The sequence below is a fragment of the Chelatococcus sp. KU-N122 genome (genome assembly GCF_055391085.1).
Map to the genome: position 1 here is coordinate 2,705,423 of NZ_AP043981.1, position 17,392 is coordinate 2,722,814.

Below are 17,392 nucleotides of genomic sequence, written 5' to 3' on the forward strand. Positions count from 1 at the left end.
GGCCGTCAGCCCAGCTCTTTGATCCGCTCGGCGATGCGGGCGGCGGCGTCGCGCAGGGCCGCCACTTCGTCGGGCGCGAGCGGCAGCGCGACGATCTCCTCGACGCCGCCGCGGCCGAGCCGGGCCGGAAGGCCGACGCGGGTGTCCACGGTGCCGTAGGCGCCGCGCGACTGCACGCACGCCGGCATCACCTCGCTGCGCCCGGCGGCCATGGCGGCGACCATGGCGGCGGCGGATTCGGCGGGCGAGAAGTAGGCGCTGCCGGTCTGCAAGAGCTTGACCACCTCGGCGCCGGAATCGCGCGTCCGCTCGACGATTGCCGCGAGCGTGCCGCGGTCCAGCTGTTCCGCCAGCGGCCGGCCGCCGGCCCGCGCCTGGCTCAGCGGGATCACCATCTCGGCGCCGTGGCTGCCCAGCGCGACGGCCTCCACGTCCTCGGGCCGTGCCACGCCGGTCAGGCCGACCAGGGCGCGGAAACGAGCGGTGTCGAGCACGCCGGCCATGCCGATGACGCGCTCCGGCGGAAAGCCGGTGCGAGCCGCCGTCAGATGGGTCATCTCCTCCAGCGGGTTGGTGATCACCACCACGATGGCGCGCCGCGCATGCAGGCGGATGGCGTCCGCCACGCTGCCGACGATGGCGGCGTTGACGCCGGTCAGGTCGGTGCGGCTCATGCCGGGCTGGCGCGGCTTGCCGGCGGTGACCACGACGAAGTCCGCGCCGGCCAGTGCCGCGATGTCGGTGCTGCCCTCGATGCGCGTGGTGAAGCGGCGCAAGCCGGCGCTGTGCCACATGTCCAGCGCGAGTCCGGCGGCAAGGCCGGGCACGATGTCGATCAGCGTCACCGAGGCGAAGAGCGACGGCTCGGCCAGGCGCAACGCCGTCATGGCGCCCACGTGCCCGGCGCCGACCACCGCCGCCCGCGGTCGCGCGTCGGCGCCGGGCACGTTGGCGGCCGCCGGCGATGCCGGGTCCGGCCGGAGGCCGAGCGGCACCGGGGCGCCGCGCCGGTAGAGGGCGCCCGACAGCGGTTCGGCGCCCGTGGCGGACGGCAGGGCCGGAGCTGGGCCGGCGGGGCTGCGAGCGGCGGGCGGCGCTGGCACGGCCTGGGCTGTCGCGGCTCGTCCCGGCGCCGCCGGGGCGGCCGCCTCGCGCTCGATGCTGACGCCCAGCTCCTTGGCCCGGTCCAGCGCCAGCGGGGTGAGGATGTCGCGCGCGCCGACGCGAAGGACGCCTCCCGCCCGCTCCACCTCCGCCACGGAGATCACGCTCATTCGCGGCCTCCCAGTTCCGTGAGGCAGCCGATCGCCGCCTTGCTGGCTGCGTCCACCTCGCTCTCGGTGCCGGAGATGAACATGCGGCCGAAGCGGCCGACGGCGCGGATCTCGATCAGGCTGATGCTGGCCGCCTTCTCCGCCTCGTTGGCCGCCAGGGTGACGTAGGCGGCCGGCGTCGCCTCGAGCACGAACAGGCTCGACCGCGGCAGCAGCAGGTTGCCCTTGCGCCATTTGTTGATCAGCTGCGCCTGGTAGGGATTGACGTTGGTGACCAGCTGCGACGAGGCGATCGTCGGGCGCAACCGGTCGCTTTCCTTGAGGCCGAGGTGCTCCAGCACGGCCTCGCCCGCGGCGAGCACCTCGGACTGCGTGCGCGAATGGATCTCGAGCAGGCCGAACTCGCGCTCGATGATCTGCAGTGCCGGCCGCACGTCGGCCGCCTTGAGGGCGATGTCGGCGCAGCGGAAGATCTCGTTGCCCGGCGCCACCTCGATGAACAGCTCCGACATGCCGGCGACGGGGACGTCGCCCTGGCAGGTCGCCGCCACGTGCGCCGCGGCCTGCGGCTGCATGCTGTCGATGAAGGCGAAGGTTCGAAGCTGGAAGCTCATTCAGCTCACCGCGATGCCAAATGGAGTGACGAGGTCGGCGTGGGGGTAGGTCCGCGTGGGCACGCCGGTGACACGGGCGACGACGGCGCCCGCTTCGGGCAGGCGGATCGCGCCGCCGACCAGGTGGATGGCGCTGACCGTCGCACCGCCCAGCTGCTGCGCGATGGAGGTCGCGATGCGCTCCAGCCCGGGGCGCAGCACGGGGGAATAATCGGCTTCGCCGAGGCGCTTGCGGTGCTCGGCCTCCTCGAGCGGGATGCGCAGGGCGCCGGCCAGGATGAGGTCCAGATGGTGGCCGCCGCCGGGCCGATCGCTCAGGTCGACGAGGCGGCCGCCGCGGATGACCCCGACGCCGGTCGAGCCGCCGCCGACGTCGGCGATGGCGCCGTCCTCCACGGCGAGCAGCGCCTGCGCCGCCGAGACCTCGTCGACCAGGGCGCGGCAGCCGATGTCGGCCTGCTCCAGGACGTAGCGGCAGGCCCGGCAGTCGGCGGCCGGCACCGCCGGCGGATGGGCGGTGGCGGCCTCGGTGACCGGGCAGGCCAGCGCGCGCTCGGCCGCCTGCTTCAGCTGCCGCACGGCGGCGACCGCATCGCCGAAGTTGACCACCACGCCGTCGCGGATCGCTTCGCAAGGCAGGGCGTCCCAATAGACGGGGCGGCCGCGCTGGTCGACCGCGGTCAGCACCACCGTCGCCGTCCCCAGGTCGACGCCGAAGCGCAGCGGGCCGGTGGCCGGCCGGGGGGCGCGCAGGCGCCTGGCGGCCGCCTGGAGAAAAGCCTCGGGGCCCGTGGATGCCGTCCGTATCGGCTGCCGTGCCATGGCCGCGGGCATCTCTCAGAGACTCTCGTAGAGCGAACGCCAGGGGCGGACCTCGTGGGCGATGCGCTTGATGTTGATGAGGTGCAGCGGCGTGACGTTGTCGGAGACGATCGAGCCGCTCCAGGTGCCGGTGCCCAGCATGAACGACGGATCGGTGGCGCAGCTGTAGCCCATGCCGCCGAACAGCGTGGGGGTGTTGATGACGATGCGCGACGCCGGCAGCGCCGACAGGCGGGCGATGACGCCGTCGTCCTCCGCGTGGATGCCGAGCGTGTGGCCGGCGCCGCCGAAGGCGAGGATCTCGCTGCAGCGCTCGCTGCCGCGATCGAGATCGGCGGTGCGGTAGAAGGACAGCACCGGGCCGAGGATCTCCGCCGACAGCGGTGCGTGGCGCCCGACCGCCGTCAGCACCGCCCCGAGGGCGCGGCAGTTGGCCGGCGCCGAGATGCCGATGCGGCGGGCGAGCTCGACCGCCGACAGCCCGACCGCCTCCGGCCGCAGATCGCCGCGCTCGGTGAAGACGAGGCGGGCGAGCTTGTCCTGGTCCGCCGGCTCCAGGAACAGGGTGCCGTGGGCCGCGAAGGCCGCCAGGGCCGCGTCGGCGATCGGCTCGTCGAGGATCACCGACTGCTCCGCCACGCAGGCGGTGCCGTTGTCGAACGACTTCGACGTGACCACCATGAGCGCCGCCTCGCCCACGTCGCGGACCGAGCGGTGGATGTAGACGGGGACGTTGCCGGCGCCGACGGCAAGGGTCGGCTTGCCGCACGAATAGGCGGCGCGCACCATGCCGGCGCCGCCGGTCGCCATGATCAGCGATACGTCCGGATGCCGCATCAGCTCCTGCGTCGCCTCCAGCGTGACGTGCTCGAGGCAGGACACCAGCCCGGGCGGCGCGCCGGCGCGGACGGCGGCCTCGGCCATGACCTGCGCCGCCCGCGTGCAGCAGCGGACGGCGCGCGGGTGCGGCGCGCAGACGATGGCGTTGCCGGACTTGACCGCGGCGAGGCACTTGAACAGCACCGTCGACGTGGGATTGGTGACCGGAATGATGCCGGCGATCACGCCCATGGGCGCCCCGATGGCGGTCATGCGGTTCACCTCGTCGACCCACAGCACGCCGACGGTCCGCTGCGGCAGCATCGCGGCGGCGACGAACTTGGTATTGTAGAGGTTCTTGAGGATCTTATCCTCGTAGACCCCGTAGCCCGTCTCGTCGACCGCGAGCCGGGCCAGCTCCCGGGCGGCGGCGGTGCCGGCCTCGGCCATGGCCCGGACGATGGCGTCGACGCGGCCCTGGTCGGCGCCCTCGAAGCGCTCGAAGGCGGCGCGGGCCTGGCGCGCCTTGGTCCTGGCGTCGGCCAGGGCGACGAGGTCCGCCTCGGGCGCATAAGCGGTGGTGGCTGCTTGTGTCACGGGGGATCTTCATCCGTTGAGGGACGGAACGGGCGGCGGACCGGCGCTGATCGCTTGCAGCCAGGCCCTAGGCCTTGCCGAGGATGGCCTCGACGTCCTCGTGCGGGCGCGGGATGACGTGCACCGAGATGACCTCGCCGATCTTGCCGGCCGCCGCCGCCCCGGCGTCGGTCGCGGCCTTGACCGCGCCGACGTCGCCGCGGACCATCACGGTGACGAGGCCGCCGCCGATCTGCTCGCGCCCGACCAGGCGGACGTTGGCGGCCTTCACCATCGCATCGGCCGCCTCGATGGCGCCCACCAGGCCCTTCGTCTCGATCAGTCCCAGCGCGCCGCGCGGCACGGCCGGGGTGGGTGTCGTGGTCATTCTGCTCTCCCTGCTCTTGGCCTGCGGGCCGGGGCCCGGGCCGATGCGCTCAGCGTTTGGCATAGGTCGTCGTCGCGCCGGACTGGATGGTGTCGACGATGGCGACGACGCTCGCGTCGGTCGGAATGGCTGCGTGCTCCGCGCCGACGCGGGCAGCGCTGCCGTGCGTCACCAGCACGACGTCGCCCTCGCCGGCGCCGGTGAGATCGACCGCCACGTAGATGGCGGAGGCCGCCGCGGCCGCCTCCGGGTCGTTCGCGTCGATGTCGGTGACGAGCAGCAGCTTGTAGGCGTTCAGGCCGGGCGCCTTGATGGTGCAGACGGCCGTTCCGACGATCCGTCCCAGACGCATGTCCACGCTCCGCTGACGCACCAGGTCCGAGGCTCGCCAGTCGAGCCTCGGCGATCTCGACAGCACGATCGTAGGTTTGCGTCCGTCCGGCCGTCATTCTCCCCGCGAGATAAAAGTGAAGGTTTCAATTTATCCCGGGCGGCCATAGCGTCGCCGTTCGGCCGGCCCGCATAATGCCACCGGTCGCAATCGGCCCACGATGAAGCCGTGCGAGGAAACGCCTGTGATCAATCCTGAAGATGTTGAATTCCACACCCCGGATGCGAACGAGCCGACCTGGGCGGAGACGAATTTCTTCGGCTTCTACAATGCGGAGGCGCGTCTCAATGTCGGTGTCTACGCTCTATTCAGGACCAACCTGGGTATCGTCAGCTCGACCATCTGCATGAACTCTGGGTTCGCGCGGACGCCGTGGCAGGCCGATTTCTGCGACCTGCGCGCATCGATGCCGATACCCGAGCCGCGCCGCCTCTCCCACTTTCGCCTGGCCAACGGCCTCGCCATCCGCTGCACCGAGCCGAACATGGCCTGGGAGATCACCTACGACGACGGCGAGGGCACCGAGATCGACGTGCGCTATACGGCCGTCATGCCGCCCTTCGACATTCATGATCCCGCCATGGACCCGATGAAGGCGGCGGCGCTGGCCAGCGCCGCGGCGGGCGGGCAGTTCGCCTGGGGCACCGCCTACAACGGCCATTTCGACCAGACCGGGCATTTCCAGGGCCGCGTATCGGTGCGCGGCCGGGACTACCCCATCGACTGCATCTCGACCATGGACCACAGCTGGGGCCCGCGGCCGGAGCGCGGCGCCCCCAACATGAGCTGGCTGCACGCGCACTTCTCCAAGGACTTCGCCGTGCACGCCATCTTCAGCTTCGATCCGGCCACGAACGGGCAGGACCTTTCGCTCGCCCACGGCTACGTCGTGCACGCCGGCCAGGTGTTCGGCCTGAAGAGCGGCACCGGCCGTACGACGCGCCGGCATGACCGCTTCCCCGACGTCGTCGAGCTCGTCGTCACCGACAGCGCCGACCGGACCTGGCAGCTCACCGGCCAGGGGTTGACCACCTTCCCGTGGCAGTGCTGGCCCAACATGGTGTCGTTCAACGCGCTGGCGCGCTGGACCTGCGGCTCGCTCGCCGGCTTCGGCGAGATCCAGGACTTCTTCGAGCTGCCGCAGCTTACCGCCCTCAACGCCGAGCCCGCGACGCGGGCGCCCTCGGCCCCGGCGAGGTGAGCGATGCAGGCGCGCGCCATCCTGTTCGACTTCGATGGCACGCTCGTGCAGACGCGCGACGCGTCGTGGAAGGTGTTCTGCGAGACGAACCGCGCCTTCGGGCTCGGCGTCGACGATCAGCAGGATTACTTCGAGCTGCTCGAGGACAATCTGTTCACCTCGCTGCGACGCCTCTGCAAGGACGACGAGCGCGGCGATGCGGCTGCAAATCACTTCCTGGGGCTGCTGCAGACCGCCTATTTTCCCGAGCTGGTGCCGGGGATGAGCGACGTGGTCCGGGCGCTCGCCGGCGTCCACTCGCTGGCGGTGCTGTCGTCCAACTCCATGGCGGCGATCCGGCGCATCCTGACGGACGCGAAGATTGCCCATTGCTTCGCGCATGTGTTCGCCGGCGACGTCGAGCCCGACAAGCGCGCCAGTGTGCGACGCTTCCTGACCGACCAGTCCTACGCCATCAGCCGCGCCTGCGCCCCGGCCTATCGCGAGGGCGTGAGGCCGGCGGTGCCGACCGGCGAGGAGGTCGTGCTCGTCACCGACACGGTCGGCGACGTGAGGCATGCCAGGGAGTGCGGCATCCGGGCGATCGGTGTCTCCTGGGGCATGCACTCCGAGGAGAAGCTGCTCGCCGCCGGCGCCGAGATGGTGGCGCTGTGGCCGCAGGAGATCGTCGCCCACCTGGCGCCCGGCGGCTTTGCCGCGGCCGCCTGCGGGTGCGCCGTGCCGGTGAGCGCCGCGGAGGCGGCCTGCGCCTGCGCCGGTTCGTGCTCCTGCACCGACAGCCCCGAGCGGGCCGCCGCGGCGGTCCGCCGCGAGCGCGCCGTGACCGTCGCGGGGCGGCTTGCGGCGGCCTTCGCCGACCGGCCCGCGGCGCCCGCGCCGCAGACCGACGCGGAGGTGCGCCAGGCGCTGCGCCGCATCGGGGCCCGTCCCGGCGGGCCGAGCCCCGCGCCAGGGATCGCGCCTGCCGTGCAGGCCAAGATGGTTACAGCGACGGTTGCAGCGCCCGATGCGGCGCTCGTCCGCATCCTCGGGCGTCTGCGCCCGGGCACGGAACCCGTACGGCGTATGGCCGGCGGCACATGACGATGGGCCGGTCAGGCCCGCTGATGGGAGGGAGGACCTGAGATGACGGTGATAGCTGAAGGCTACAACAGCTTCGAGACGAAGAAGGCCCCGAGCGGCGTGATCAAGTATCTGCCGGATCCGAAATCGGTGATCAGCCTCATCCAGAGCGGCAAGCTCAAGGAGCATATCCTGCTGGTGCAGGGCGGCACGACGACCTTCCTGGCGCCGGCTCTCAGCATGGGCGCGATCGGCGTCATCACGCTGTCGGGCGCGCCGGAATCGCACCTCGGCATCCTCTCGCGCGAGTTCCAGATGCCGTGCGTGATGACCGCCTATCTGACCGGCAGCGAGTCCCGCTACGTCACCGGCGGCGACAACGACGCTCACTTCAAGGAAATCATCGCGGCGCTCGCCGACAAGAACGTGCGGCTCGACTGTCAGGATCGCGAGATCGGCCGCATCACCATCATCTGATCAAGACCGCATCTGATCAAGACCGCACAACAATCACACCATTCGGGGAGGTAGACGATGTCGACCTACGAGGCTCGTTACGACGCGCACGACGATGGCCTGCGGTTTCAGGACCTGACTTACCAGGGCAACTTCAAGGGCCTGCCGCCGGTGCCCGACGGCATCCTGGGCGACAAGGTCATGCGCGCGCGGGCCAAGAGCAAGGTGCTGGAGAGGGTCGGCAAGGACGACGTCCTCAGGGACGACTTCACCGTCGACGAGCTCAACGACCTCAACAACTACCTCGCCTGGAACATCTGGGACGTGCTGGTGATGCGCGCCACCGAAGGCGTCTCCGGCATGATCCCGCGCCAGGAGTACGAGATCCTGGCGTTCATGCACGAGTTCTATCGCTGGCCCGAGATCCTGCGCATGACCACTGACGAGGTGGGCGCCCAGGGCATCATGGACATCGGCGCGCGAGCCAGGCGCGAGATCGGCATCAAGGTCAATTGCGTGCACGACTGGTGCATCGGCGCCGTCGGCTTCGGCATGGGCCGCTGCGGCCTGCTCGCCCTCGAAGCGATCAAGCCGCAGGACTTCGTCGAGGAGAGCAACATCATCCTGAAGTTCATGCAGCGCGTGCTGTGGGGCAAGCGCCAGGACGGCTACATCCTCAACTCGCAGGACCGTTACCGCTGCCAGATCCATGAGCAGGACGTCATCGACGGCCTCGTCTCCCAGGTCGAGCCGCTGGAGCCCGGCAGCCCGGCCCACGACACCTTCGTGCGCTTCAATGCGGCAGCGGAGCTCTTGTCGTTCCTCGACCACTACGATTGCCGGCTGGGGCTCGGCGACACCGGCCCGTACCGCCTGCCGGACGGCAAGCTGCTGATCATCCGGGATCTCTTCACCAACGAGGAGGCCTTCCACTGGAGCGATGTCTGCGATCACGAGAAGGTGCCCCACTGCTACAGCCTGCTCATCGTCATCGACCCCGAGAAGATGGGCCTGGACGAGATCCGCGTGAACGACATCTCCACCACCTTCACGCGGCCGAAGAACTACATCGAGCACATCGTCGGCGGCGCCGTCTTCGTGCGCGAGACGTGGAACACGCCGATGAGCGAGATCTATCCCGTCAAGGTCGCCGATTTGGATAAGCGCCTCGAAGGCATCCAGCAGGCCACCCTCAAGCTCTACTCGAAGTTCTCGCGCATGTCGCGGCGGCAGCTCATCACCAACGGCATGTACGTCTACTATATCGACATGATCCTGCCGCACCTGCGCCTGGCCGGAACCTACGAGAAGGCCTGCGTCGATTATGATCTGTGGGAGATCGATCAGCGTATCTCCAATTACTACTACGACATCGTCAAGCGCGGCTTCGCCCAGGCGACGGTGCCCCAAAAAATCTTCTCGGGTGAGGGCTACCTGCCGTTCCCCGACGGGGTCGATCGCCGCCGGTCGAAGTATTTCTGGAGCTGATAAGGCGCAGAGCGGCTGGACCGCCCCCCACTCCTACCCCTTCCCGCCACTTCGTGGGGGGAGGGAGGAGCCTTCGCTTGCAGCCTTGGAGAGTAGGCGAGCCGGCTTACGAACGGCCTCCCCCTTGTGGGGAGGCTGTCCCGACCGAAGGGGAGGGACTGGTGGGGGTGGGGTCCAACCGCCGCGACGCCAACAGAATCTGCCTCGTCGAAATGTGTGCATACGATAGCCGCGCCACCGAGAGATGCCGATGATCGATGAACGAGCCTTCCTGGTTCTCAACGCCGTTCACCTCAAGAAGCTGGCGACGGCGGAGCAGGTCGCGGCGATTGCCGGCGTCGCCCCCGGCGAGGTGGCCGCCGTCCTCGCCGATGCGGTGGGGCGCGGCTGGGTGATGGCGATGCAGGGCCAATACCTGCTGGTGCCCGACGGCACGGCGGCCGTGCTTGCCTACTACCGTGAGGCCTACCGGACGCAGCGGGCCGATCCCGCTCTGGAGGCCTGGTATCGCCGCTTCGAGACCGTCAACGCCCAGTTCATCAAATACGTGAGCGAGTGGCAGGGCGGCGACGAGCGCGCGCTCGACCGGCTGATGCGCACCGCCGAGCGGCTGATCAAGTCGCTGGGCGAGGTCGTTCCGGCCATCCCGCGCTACGAGGGCTACGTGCGCCGCTTCGGCGAGGGCCTGGCGCTGATCGACCAGGGGCGGCGCGACTACGTGGCCAACCCGACCATGGATTCCGTCCACAACGTCTGGTTCGAGTTCCACGAGGACATCCTGTCGGTGCTGGGCCGGCCGCGGGATACGTGAATGGTCGGGTCGAGCCCGGTGACGGTGCGAGAGGGAAGCCGTCAGCCCGTCGAGGCTATTGCAAGAGGCGAGTTCATGCGGTCAGGCGCCAGCGGCACGACCTTCGTGCGCGACATCTCCGACGTCGATCCGGACGACGCGCGCCGCTACGGCGGCAAGGCGGCGGGGCTGGCGCGCATCGCGGCCGCCGGCCTGCCGATCCCGCCGGCCTTCGTCGTCAGCACCGAGGGCTTCCGCGCCTTTCGCGCCGCTGGCGGGAAGCTGCCCCCGTCCCTGATCGAGGAGGTGCACGCGGCCATGAGCCGGCTCGAGATCTCGTCGGGCAAGCGCTTCGCCTCCGGCACCAACCCGCTGCTGGTCTCGGTGCGCTCGGGCGCCGCCGTCAGCATGCCCGGGATGATGGATACGGTGCTCAACCTCGGCCTGGAGCCCGTCTGCGCGGCCGAGCTCGCCCGCTGCCCCGCAGGCGCCGGCTTCGTGGTGGACACCTGGACACGGTTCTGGCGCATGTACGCCGACACCGTGCTCGGCCTAGATCCGATCATCCTGGCCGAGCGTGTCGAGGCCGCCGCGCAGGCGGCGCGCGCGGGGGGCGACGAGGGCGCCTTCCGCACGCTCGAGCAGGCGATCCTCGAGGCGGTGCGCGCGGAAGGGGAGGAGGCGGAGCACGAGCCGGTGCGCCAGCTCGAGCGCGCCATCGGCGCGGTCTTCCAATCCTGGGACAGTCCGCGGGCCAAGGCCTATCGCCGGCACCACAGCATCCCGGACGATCTCGGCACGGCCGTGACCGTGCAGGCCATGGTGTTCGGCAATCTCGACGCCTCTTCGGGCTCGGGTGTAGCCTTCACGCGCAATCCCAACACCGGCACGCCGGCGCTCTACGGCGAGTACCTGACCGGCCGCCAGGGCGAGGACCTGGTCTCCGGCACGCACACGCCCATCGACCTCGCCGATCCGGCCGCCATGCCCGCCGACCTGCGTGATGCGCTCACCGCCGCCGGCCGGCGCCTCGAAGAGATGTACCGCGATGCGGTCGACATCGAGTTCACCGTGGAGGCGTCGCGGCTCTATCTCCTGCAGGTGCGGCCGGCCAAGCGCACGGCGGCGGCTGCCGTGCGCATCGCCGTCGATGCGGTCGCCGAGGGGCTGGCCACGCCCGGCGAGGCGCTCGGCCGCGTGTCGGGCGAGCAATTGCGCAAGCTGCTGCGGCCCGTGTTCGACGAAGCCGCGCTGCCCCGGGCGCAGCAGCTGGCCCAGGGCCTCGGCTCGTCGCCCGGCCAGGTGCACGGCGTCGCCGTCCTCGATGCCGACCGGGCGAGCAGCCGGGCGGCCGACGGCGAGGCGGTGGTGCTGATGCGCCCCACCACCAGCCCGCAGGACATTCGCGGCATGCTGGCGGCGGCCGGGATCGTCACCGCCGCCGGCGGCGCGCTCAGCCATGCGGCGGTCGTCTCGCGAGCGCTCGACAAGCCCTGCGTCGTCGGCTGCCAAGGGCTCGTGGTCGATCCCGACGCCCGCCGCTTCAGCGTCGACGGCACCGACTTTGCCGAGGGCACGCCGATCTCGATCGATGGCACGACCGGCAAGCTCTACGCCGGCGCCATCCCGATGCAGACGTCGAGCCAGGCCGCCGCCCACGTGGAGCGGCTGCTCGGCTGGGCGGACCGGTTCTCGGGTGCCGCGATCTGGCCGGCGCCGCGCAGCGCCGGCGAGATCGACGAGGCAGCCCGGCTCGCGCCCGCCGGTATCGGCATCATCGGGCTCACCGATCTGCTGATCGCCAGCGGCGATATCGACCGCTTCGTCACGCTGCTCGCGGCGCTCGGCCAGGACAAGCCGGCCGCGACCGACGAAGCCGAGATCGCGGCCATGGTGCAGCGGGCCTGCGCCGCGGCCTTCGCCGCGGCGCGCGGTGCGCCGCTGCATGTGCGGCTGCCGCGCGTCAGCTCCGATCGCGCCCGGCGCCTGGTCGAGAACTGGGGCGAGTTGCCGGCCCGCCTGTTCCTGCCGCTCGGCGCGCCGGCCTATCACCGCTCGCTGCTGGCCGGGCTCAGCGCGGCGGCGCGCACCGCCGGCCATGAGGCCGTCACCGCACTGCTCGGCGGCATCACCGACCCGCGCGAGCTCGAGCGCTTTCAGGTCGCCGTGGCCGCATCGGGCCATCTCGGCGCCGGCGCCGTCATCCAGAACGTGGCGGCGCTGAACGCCGGCCGCGCCATGGCGGCGCTGAACCTGCCGCTGTGGCTCGACATGGCGGAGGTCACCCGCGGCGCCTACGGCTTCCCGATGGAGGCGCTCGACGCCCGCAATGCCGTGCACGACTATGTGGCGGACGGCAACATCCCGGCCGACCCGCTGGCCGGGCTCGGACCGCTGCTGGCCGGGCTCGTGGCCGCCCTCGGCGACGGCGGCCATGGCGCCATCGGCATCGACGGCGCCAACGTCACCGGAGCGCTCCTGGCCGAGCTTTTCGACACCGGTTTCAGAACCTTTTCCATTCCACCTGGCCGCCGCGACGAGGCTCGCCTCCACCTCGGTCAGGCCGCAGCGAGGGCCCGCCCATGAGCAACGGTGAAGCACTGGGACTCGTCGAGACCGTCGGTCTCGTGGCCGCAACGCAGGCCGCCGACGCGATGGTCAAGGCGGCCAACGTCAGGATCGTCACCAGGCAGCAGCCCGGCGGCGGGCTGATCGCCATCCTGGTGCGCGGCGACGTGGGCGCGGTGAAGGCGGCCGTCGACGCCGGCGCCGCCGCGGCGCGGCCGCTGGGCCGGGTCGCCTCCGCCCACATCATCGCCCGGCCACACGAGGACATCGCCGCCATCCTCGAGCGACCACCGGTCCGCTAGTCGCTCTGGACAGTTTGGTTCGTCGGACAGAGGCCGAGAGCGGCCCAGCCGCGAACCTCGCCCCGCTTGCGGGGAGAGGTCGCCTTGCGCGGCAGCGCAAGGCGGGTGAGGGGGCGTTCAGGAGGGTGCACGGGGCCGGTCATGCCACGCGGCGGGCCCCCTCACCCTGCCCTCTCCCCGCACGCGGGAGAGGGGCCCCAGCAGCTCCGTTGGCGCCAAAGCTTCAAAATTGCCGCGCAGCACCACGAGAGCCTTTCCGCTCATTCCCAGCTGAGCGCGCCGCCGTTCTGGTATTCGATGACCCGGGTCTCGAAGAAGTTCTTCTCCTTCTTGAGATCCATCGCTTCGGACATCCAGGGGAACGGATTGTCGGCAGCGTCGAAAACCTGCTCCAGGCCGAGCTGCGCGCAGCGGCGGTTGCCGATGAAGCGCATGTACTGCTCGCACAGCGCCGGGTTCAGGCCGAGAAAGCCGCGCGGCATGGTGTCCCGGCCGTAGGCCGCCTCGAGCTCGGCCGCGTCGCGGATCATGGTGCGAAGCTCCTCCTGAAACGTCCTCGTCCACAAATGAGGGTTCTCGATCTTGATCTGGTTGATCACGTCGATACCGAAGTTCAAATGGATGCTCTCGTCGCGCAGGATATACTGGTATTGCTCGGCAATGCCGACCATGCGGTTGCGCCGGCCGAGCGACAGGATCTGGGCAAATCCGGTGTAGAACCACATGCCTTCGAAGACGACGTAGAAGGCGACGAGATCGCGCAGGAACGCCTGGTCGGCGGCGGGCGTGCCCGTCTTGAAATCCGGGTCATCCAGATGGCGCGTATGCTCGATCGCCCACGCCGCCTTGTCGGTGATCGAGGGAACCTCGCGATACATGTTGAACAGCTCGCCCTCGTCGAGGCCCAGGCTCTCCACGATGTACTGGAACGTGTGGGTGTGGACGGCCTCCTCGAAGGCCTGCCGCAGCAGATACTGCCGGCACTCGGGGTTGGTGAGGTGGCGATAGATGGCCAGCACGATATTGTTGGCGACCAGGCTCTCCGACGCGGCGAAGAAGCCGAGGTTGCGCCTGATCATGTGCCGCTCCTCGTCGGTCAGGCCGTCACGCGACTTCCATAGGGCGATGTCGGCCTGCATCGAGACTTCGTTGGGCATCCAATGGTTGTTGCATGCCGACAGATACTTGTCCCAGGCCCATTTGTACTTGAGCGGCAGCAGCTGGTTCACGTCGGCCCGGCAATTGATCATCGCCTTGTCGTCGACGGAGACGCGCCCGCCGCGACGGTCGATCACGCCGAGGCCGGTGGCGTCCGCCGACGATTGAGCGGGCCGCGCGAGCGCCGGATGAAGGGGCAGGACGGGGGGCGTCCTCGCATCGGACCAGTCCAGCATCGACATGTCTCCAGGTCCGTTGCTCATTGGCAGGCTTCGCAGGTGGGATCATCGATCAGGCAGGCGCGATCCATCGACGTGGTGTCGATCTCGATCGGCGCGGCCGCGGCGAGGCCGGCAGGCACGGCATTGAGCTTGCCGTCGGTGCCCCGCAGCGTCGACTTCTCGACATGCGTCGCCGATCGCGACCGCAGGTAATACGTGGTCTTCAGCCCGCGCCGCCAGGCCAGCCGATACAACCCATCCAGCATCTTGCCGGAGGGATGGGCGATGTAGAGGTTGAGCGACTGGGCCTGGTCGATCCATTTCTGCCGCCGGGCCGCCGCCTCGATCAGACGGGCGGCGTCGATCTCGAAGGCGGTGGCATAGAGCGCCTTCAGATCGTCCGGGATGCGATCGATCTGGCCCACGCTGCCGTCGAAATACTTCAGGTCCGAGACCATGACCTCGTCCCAGAGGCCGAGGCGCTTGAGGTCGTGCACCAGCGCCGCGTTCACCACGGTGAAGTCGCCGGACATGTTGGATTTGACGAAGAGGTTCTGATAGGCGGGCTCGATCGATTGCGAGACCCCGCAGATATTGGAGATCGTCGCAGTGGGGGCGATCGCCATGGTGTTAGAGTTGCGCATGCCGACGCTCTTCACCCGCGCCCGCAGGCTCTCCCAGTCGAGGGTCGTCGAGCGATCCAGGTCGAGCTCGCCGCGCGCCTCGGCCAGCAGCTCCAGCGAGTCGATCGGCAGGATCCCCTGCGCCCACAGCGATCCCTCGAAGCTGGGATAGCGCCCGCGCTCGGCTGCAAGCTCGACCGACGCCGAGATGGCATGGAACGAGATGGCTTCCATGCAACGGTCGGCGAATTCGACCGCCGCCGCCGAGCCGTAGGGCAGGCGTAGCGCTTGCAGCGCGTCGTGAAAGCCCATCAGGCCGAGGCCGACCGGGCGGTGCCGCAGATTGGAGCGGCGCGCCTCGGGGATCGTGTAGAAATTGATGTCGACGACGTTATCGAGCATGCGCATGGCCGTCGCCACGGTGCGGGCGAGCCGGGCGCTGTCGAGGCCCTGCACCGTGACATGAGCGGCCAGGTTGACCGAGCCCAGGTTGCACACGGCGACCTCGTCGTCGGAGGTGTTCAAGGTGATCTCGGTGCAGAGGTTGGACGAGTGAACCACGCCGACGTGGCGTTGCGGCGAGCGGATGTTGCAGGGGTCCTTGAAGGTGATCCAGGGATGGCCGGTCTCGAACAGCATGGTCAGCATGCGCCGCCACAGATCGATGGCGCGGACTTGCTTGAACACCTTGATCTCGCCGCGCGCCGCCTTGGCCTCGTAGGCCTCGTAGGCTTGCCTGAAGGCCGGGCCGTAGAGGTCGTGCAGGTCCAGTGTCTCGTCCGGCGAGAACAAGGTCCAGGGGCCGTCCTCCGCAACGCGCTGCATGAACAGGTCCGGCACCCAGTTGGCGGTGTTCATGTCGTGGGTGCGGCGGCGCTCGTCGCCGGTATTCTTCCGGAGGTCGAGGAATTCCTCGATATCCACATGCCAGGTTTCGAGGTAGGCGCAGACGGCGCCCTTGCGCTTGCCGCCCTGGTTGACGGCGATGGCGGCGTCGTTGGCGACCTTGAGGAAGGGCACGACGCCCTGGCTGTCGCCGTTGGTGCCCTTGATGTGGGCGCCGAGGCCCCGCACCCGTGTCCAGTCGTTGCCGAGGCCGCCGGAATACTTGGCGAGGAGCGCGTTGTCCCTGACCGACTTGAAGATGCCGTCCAGATCGTCCGGTACCGTCGTGAGGAAGCACGACGACAGCTGCGGCCGCAGGGTCCCGGCGTTGAACAGGGTCGGCGTCGACGCCATGAAGGCGAACGAGGAGAGCAGGTCGTAGAATTCGACCGCCTTCGCCTCGCGGTCGATCTCGCGCATCGCCAGGCCGCAGGCGACACGCATGAAGAAGGCCTGCGGCAGCTCGAAGCGCGCGCCGCGCACGTGCAGAAAATAGCGGTCGTAAAGCGTCTGGAGGCCGAGATAGTCGAACTGGAGGTCGCGCTCCGGCTTCAGCGCTGCCGCGAGGCGGGCGAGGTCGAAGCGGGCGAGCTCCGGGTCGAGCAGCTCCGCGCCGACGCCGGCGCGCACGTACGCTCGAAAATAGTCGCCGTAACGGGACGTCATCTCGCCATGCGTGGCCTGGTCGGCGCGCCCGGCCAGGAACGACAGAGCCTCCCGGCGCAGCTTGTCGAGCAACAGCCGTGCGCTGACCTTGGCATAGTTCGGCTCGGTCTCGATCAGCGTGCGCGCGGCCAGGATCGGCGCCAGCTCGAGCTCGCCGACCGAGATGCCGTCGTAGAGATTGCGCCTGGTCTCGCGCAGAATGGACTCGACCGAGGTGCCGTCGAGCTGCATGCAAGCCTCGCCGACGACGGCCGCGAGCCGCGCCGCATCGAGCGGTACGAGCGTGCCGTCCGCCAGGCGCATGCGCGGCGCAGCGGCGGGCTCGGCCGCTGCCGCGGTCTCGGCGCCGGCCTTGCGCTCCCGGGCGCGCTCTTCGCGATACAGCACATAGGCCCGGGCGACCTTGTGGTGCTCGCCGCGCATCAGCGCGAGCTCGACCTGATCCTGCACGTCCTCGATGTGGAAGGTGCGGCCGGCGTCGACCCTGCGCTTCAGGCTGGCGACGACCTGGTCGGTGAGGGCCGCGACGACATCGTGGACGCGCCGCGAGGCGGCCGCGCCGCTGCCTTCGACGGCGAGGAACGCCTTCGTCACGGCGATGCTGATCTTGGTCGGGTCGAAGGGCGTGACGGCGCCGTTGCGGCGGATGAGCTGATAGCCGGGCTCGGTCGGCGGAGCGCGCTCGACGATGCCGATCGCGCCGGACGCCGGCGCCGCACTTTCGGTGGACAGGGAAACTGACATTGCCGAGGACCCCAGCTGCATGGGGGCTTGGGCCGGGCAATCGCGTGCGTAACGCCACATCGGGCCACGGCCCGATCCGCGCAAGCGATCCGCCGGGACACCCCGCCCGAGGACGTTCATGGTGTCGCGGCAGGTCTCCTGGCTCGCGGGTCGACGCCTTCGGTCCGGCCTTCCCGAGGCCTTCGGCCTCAGTGGCATAGGATGGACGTGGGCTCGCCGCTTACAGTTGCGGGGGCAGCTCCGGCTTTGCCATGCGGCGCACCGGCTTCCCTCTTAGCTCTCGATTCGAGAGACCGTGACCGCTACATGTAGCGGTCTGGCCCGCGGTGATGTCAACTGCTGGC

Annotated in this window: 15 protein-coding genes and 1 riboswitch; of the genes, 7 read left to right on the plus strand and 8 right to left on the minus strand. The window is 69.8% G+C overall.

The genetic code is table 11. The features are described from left to right. Positions 1 to 5: 5 nt before the first annotated feature. From ACZ5PO_RS12190 to ACZ5PO_RS12215, 6 genes are all read right to left on the minus strand, one after another. Entirely contained in the window at positions 6 to 1,274 is a 1,269-nt protein-coding gene (locus ACZ5PO_RS12190; RefSeq protein WP_464193700.1) for a malate dehydrogenase, read from the minus strand. Next, the gene (locus tag ACZ5PO_RS12195; RefSeq protein ID WP_464193702.1) at positions 1,271 to 1,888 is read right to left on the minus strand and encodes a hypothetical protein; all 618 of its coding nucleotides are present in this window, start codon (positions 1,886 to 1,888) and stop codon (positions 1,271 to 1,273) included. Before ACZ5PO_RS12195 ends, ACZ5PO_RS12190 begins: the two co-directional genes overlap by 4 nt. Next, positions 1,889 to 2,710 (minus strand): ethanolamine utilization protein EutJ, encoded by an 822-nt coding sequence (gene eutJ, locus ACZ5PO_RS12200; protein ID WP_464193704.1) that lies wholly within the window; start codon positions 2,708 to 2,710, stop codon positions 1,889 to 1,891. It abuts the gene before it with no gap. 15 nt (positions 2,711 to 2,725) lie between these two features. Beyond that, on the minus strand, positions 2,726 to 4,126 hold the full coding sequence (locus ACZ5PO_RS12205; RefSeq protein WP_464193706.1) for an aldehyde dehydrogenase family protein: 1,401 nt from the start codon (positions 4,124 to 4,126) through the stop codon (positions 2,726 to 2,728). A 67-nt stretch (positions 4,127 to 4,193) separates the two neighbouring features. After that, a complete protein-coding gene (locus ACZ5PO_RS12210; protein WP_464196814.1) occupies positions 4,194 to 4,469 on the minus strand; it encodes a BMC domain-containing protein in 276 nt (91 codons plus the stop codon). A gap of 73 nt (positions 4,470 to 4,542) precedes the next feature. Beyond that, positions 4,543 to 4,845, minus strand: coding sequence for a EutN/CcmL family microcompartment protein (locus ACZ5PO_RS12215; protein ID WP_464193708.1), 303 nt, complete (start codon positions 4,843 to 4,845; stop codon positions 4,543 to 4,545). Between the two features lie 223 nt (positions 4,846 to 5,068). Between ACZ5PO_RS12215 and ACZ5PO_RS12220 the strand changes: the two genes are divergently transcribed. From ACZ5PO_RS12220 to ACZ5PO_RS12250, 7 genes are all read left to right on the plus strand, one after another. Further along, positions 5,069 to 6,085, plus strand: a complete 1,017-nt coding sequence (locus ACZ5PO_RS12220) for a DUF7064 domain-containing protein (RefSeq protein ID WP_464193710.1) — start codon at positions 5,069 to 5,071, stop codon at positions 6,083 to 6,085. A gap of 3 nt (positions 6,086 to 6,088) precedes the next feature. Further along, positions 6,089 to 7,168, plus strand: coding sequence for an HAD family hydrolase (locus ACZ5PO_RS12225; RefSeq protein ID WP_464193712.1), 1,080 nt, complete (start codon positions 6,089 to 6,091; stop codon positions 7,166 to 7,168). A gap of 42 nt (positions 7,169 to 7,210) precedes the next feature. Further along, the gene (locus tag ACZ5PO_RS12230; protein WP_464193714.1) at positions 7,211 to 7,624 is read left to right on the plus strand and encodes a PEP-utilizing enzyme; all 414 of its coding nucleotides are present in this window, start codon (positions 7,211 to 7,213) and stop codon (positions 7,622 to 7,624) included. A 57-nt stretch (positions 7,625 to 7,681) separates the two neighbouring features. Next, entirely contained in the window at positions 7,682 to 9,091 is a 1,410-nt protein-coding gene (locus tag ACZ5PO_RS12235) for a hypothetical protein (protein ID WP_464193716.1), read from the plus strand. Positions 9,092 to 9,341: 250 nt separating this feature from the next. Then, a complete protein-coding gene (locus ACZ5PO_RS12240) occupies positions 9,342 to 9,902 on the plus strand; it encodes a hypothetical protein (RefSeq protein ID WP_464193718.1) in 561 nt (186 codons plus the stop codon). Positions 9,903 to 9,977: 75 nt separating this feature from the next. Continuing rightward, positions 9,978 to 12,467 (plus strand): pyruvate, phosphate dikinase, encoded by a 2,490-nt coding sequence (locus ACZ5PO_RS12245; RefSeq protein WP_464193720.1) that lies wholly within the window; start codon positions 9,978 to 9,980, stop codon positions 12,465 to 12,467. After that, positions 12,464 to 12,751, plus strand: coding sequence for a BMC domain-containing protein (locus ACZ5PO_RS12250; RefSeq protein ID WP_464193722.1), 288 nt, complete (start codon positions 12,464 to 12,466; stop codon positions 12,749 to 12,751). The genes ACZ5PO_RS12245 and ACZ5PO_RS12250 overlap by 4 nt, the downstream gene beginning before the upstream one ends. Positions 12,752 to 13,011: 260 nt before the next feature. Here ACZ5PO_RS12250 and ACZ5PO_RS12255 read toward each other — a convergent pair whose 3' ends face one another. Together ACZ5PO_RS12255 and ACZ5PO_RS12260 are read right to left on the minus strand one after the other, a co-directional pair. Further along, the gene (locus ACZ5PO_RS12255; protein WP_464193724.1) at positions 13,012 to 14,145 is read right to left on the minus strand and encodes a ribonucleotide-diphosphate reductase subunit beta; all 1,134 of its coding nucleotides are present in this window, start codon (positions 14,143 to 14,145) and stop codon (positions 13,012 to 13,014) included. Positions 14,146 to 14,168: 23 nt separating this feature from the next. After that, positions 14,169 to 17,048 carry a ribonucleoside-diphosphate reductase subunit alpha gene (locus tag ACZ5PO_RS12260; RefSeq protein ID WP_464193726.1) on the minus strand — a complete coding sequence of 960 codons (2,880 nt, stop codon included), beginning with the start codon at positions 17,046 to 17,048 and terminating at the stop codon, positions 14,169 to 14,171. A gap of 111 nt (positions 17,049 to 17,159) precedes the next feature. Continuing rightward, positions 17,160 to 17,361, minus strand: a riboswitch (cobalamin riboswitch). Between the last annotated feature and the right edge of the window lie 31 nt (positions 17,362 to 17,392).

Bases quoted from the DNA above. Each gene is read 5' to 3' on its own strand.
- ACZ5PO_RS12215 (WP_464193708.1), bottom strand. From the start codon at position 4,845: ATGCGTCTGGGACGGATCGTCGGAACGGCCGTCTGCACCATCAAGGCG.
- ACZ5PO_RS12190 (WP_464193700.1), bottom strand. From the start codon at position 1,274: ATGAGCGTGATCTCCGTGGCGGAGGTGGAGCGGGCGGGAGGCGTCCTT.
- ACZ5PO_RS12255 (WP_464193724.1), bottom strand. From the start codon at position 14,145: ATGCTGGACTGGTCCGATGCGAGGACGCCCCCCGTCCTGCCCCTTCAT.
- ACZ5PO_RS12240 (WP_464193718.1), top strand. From the start codon at position 9,342: ATGATCGATGAACGAGCCTTCCTGGTTCTCAACGCCGTTCACCTCAAG.
- ACZ5PO_RS12250 (WP_464193722.1), top strand. From the start codon at position 12,464: ATGAGCAACGGTGAAGCACTGGGACTCGTCGAGACCGTCGGTCTCGTG.
- ACZ5PO_RS12260 (WP_464193726.1), bottom strand. From the start codon at position 17,048: ATGTCAGTTTCCCTGTCCACCGAAAGTGCGGCGCCGGCGTCCGGCGCG.
- ACZ5PO_RS12235 (WP_464193716.1), top strand. From the start codon at position 7,682: ATGTCGACCTACGAGGCTCGTTACGACGCGCACGACGATGGCCTGCGG.
- eutJ (WP_464193704.1), bottom strand. From the start codon at position 2,710: ATGGCACGGCAGCCGATACGGACGGCATCCACGGGCCCCGAGGCTTTT.
- ACZ5PO_RS12225 (WP_464193712.1), top strand. From the start codon at position 6,089: ATGCAGGCGCGCGCCATCCTGTTCGACTTCGATGGCACGCTCGTGCAG.
- ACZ5PO_RS12245 (WP_464193720.1), top strand. From the start codon at position 9,978: ATGCGGTCAGGCGCCAGCGGCACGACCTTCGTGCGCGACATCTCCGAC.
- ACZ5PO_RS12230 (WP_464193714.1), top strand. From the start codon at position 7,211: ATGACGGTGATAGCTGAAGGCTACAACAGCTTCGAGACGAAGAAGGCC.
- ACZ5PO_RS12195 (WP_464193702.1), bottom strand. From the start codon at position 1,888: ATGAGCTTCCAGCTTCGAACCTTCGCCTTCATCGACAGCATGCAGCCG.